The sequence below is a fragment of the Limnohabitans sp. 2KL-17 genome (genome assembly GCF_003063415.1).
GTDB lineage: Bacteria > Pseudomonadota > Gammaproteobacteria > Burkholderiales > Burkholderiaceae_C > Limnohabitans_A.
Genome location: NZ_NESK01000077.1, coordinates 1 through 1,241, shown reverse-complemented (window position 1 = coordinate 1,241; position 1,241 = coordinate 1). Strand labels below are relative to the sequence as shown.

Here is a 1,241-nt window from a genome sequence, read left to right as displayed (position 1 = left end):
GGAGGGCCAGAACATGCGTCCTGCCAACAGGTGCCGACGGTGTCGGCTTTGAACCCCTGTCCCCGATCAATTCAGGTGGGGGATTTTGAAGTGGCCATAAGTGGGGGAATTTGGGTGGCCATCAGGGTCGCAAAAGCGCCAGTGCGTGCTCGCTGGCGTCTCGCGCACGACGGTCTATGTCAAGCGCAAAGCCGTGTTTTTTGTCGAGGCAGACGAGGTGCTCAAGCGGCTGATTGATGAGGAGTACACGCGCCACCCCTTTTACGGTAGCCGCAAGATGTGAACCTGCCCCTGTTTGACGTACTGCTTAGCCACTTCATTATGCGGCCTTCAATTGCTGTGCCGCGTCCCAGCGTTTTTCAAACTGCATCGGACTGACGTAGCCCAACGTGGAGTGCAACCGCCGGTGGTTGTAGAACGTCAGCCAGTCAATCACCTCATCCATTGCCTGCCTGCGGGTTGCAAACCTCTGTCCGTACAGCCTGCCCACCTTCAAGCGACCCCACAGACTCTCCGTAGGTGCGTTGTCCCAGCAGTTTCCCTTGCGGCTCATGGAACTTCTCATTTTGTAACCCGCCAGCGTGCCCTGGAACTCATGCCCGCAGTATTGGCTGCCTCGGTCCGAATGGAAGATCAGGCCTGGCGCTGGCTGACGCCGGAACCATGCCATCTTTAACGCGTCTGTCACCAGGCTGCTCTGCATGTGAGGCTGCATGCTCCAGCCCACCACCTGTCGGCTGAACAGGTCTATCACTGCTGCCAAGTACAAACCAGCCCTCGTCGGTGGCGATATAGGTGATGTCTCCCGTCCAGACCTGGTTAGGGCTACGCTGAACAAGCCACCGAATTCAGCGATATGTTGCTAGTTGATTGCATGATGCGAGATGTGATGGGCGAAGCGGCCCAATTTCGGCCCGTATTTCTGGCCTTTTCACGCCAGACACGCGCATTGCGCGCTCTGAAGACGCACTCATGCCATGCGGCGTCCACGCGCTAAGTAGATGTTGGCCAGACCCAAGGCCACGAACGAGCGCGTGGCGTTCTTGGCCAGGCCGCGATAGCGCACCTTGGTGAAGCCCCACAGCCGCTTGACCACTGCGAAGACGTGCTCCACCCGGGCGCGTACCTTGGACTTGTTGCGATTCTTCGAGCGCAGGGCCGGGTCAACCTCACCTCCCTTGCGCACCCGCTGGTTGGTGAAGTCGTTCGCATGTGGTGCCTTGGATGCGATCAGTGCCTTC

1 protein-coding gene and 2 pseudogenes are annotated in these 1,241 nt (G+C 58.8%); 1 reads left to right on the top strand and 2 read right to left on the bottom strand.

Annotation, left to right across the window (positions count from 1 at the left end; all coding sequences use genetic code 11):
- Window positions 1–112: 112 nt before the first annotated feature.
- Window positions 113–280, top strand: a pseudogene (locus B9Z45_RS17115) (IS3 family transposase); the annotation flags it as partial.
- 39 nt (window positions 281–319) lie between these two features.
- Here the strand turns inward: B9Z45_RS17115 and B9Z45_RS16630 are convergent.
- Window positions 320–827: pseudogene (locus tag B9Z45_RS16630) on the bottom strand (IS3 family transposase); the annotation flags it as partial.
- A 143-nt stretch (window positions 828–970) separates the two neighbouring features.
- Window positions 971–1,241: transposase (locus B9Z45_RS16625; protein WP_146180911.1), on the bottom strand; the 271-nt coding region annotated here is incomplete at its 5' end.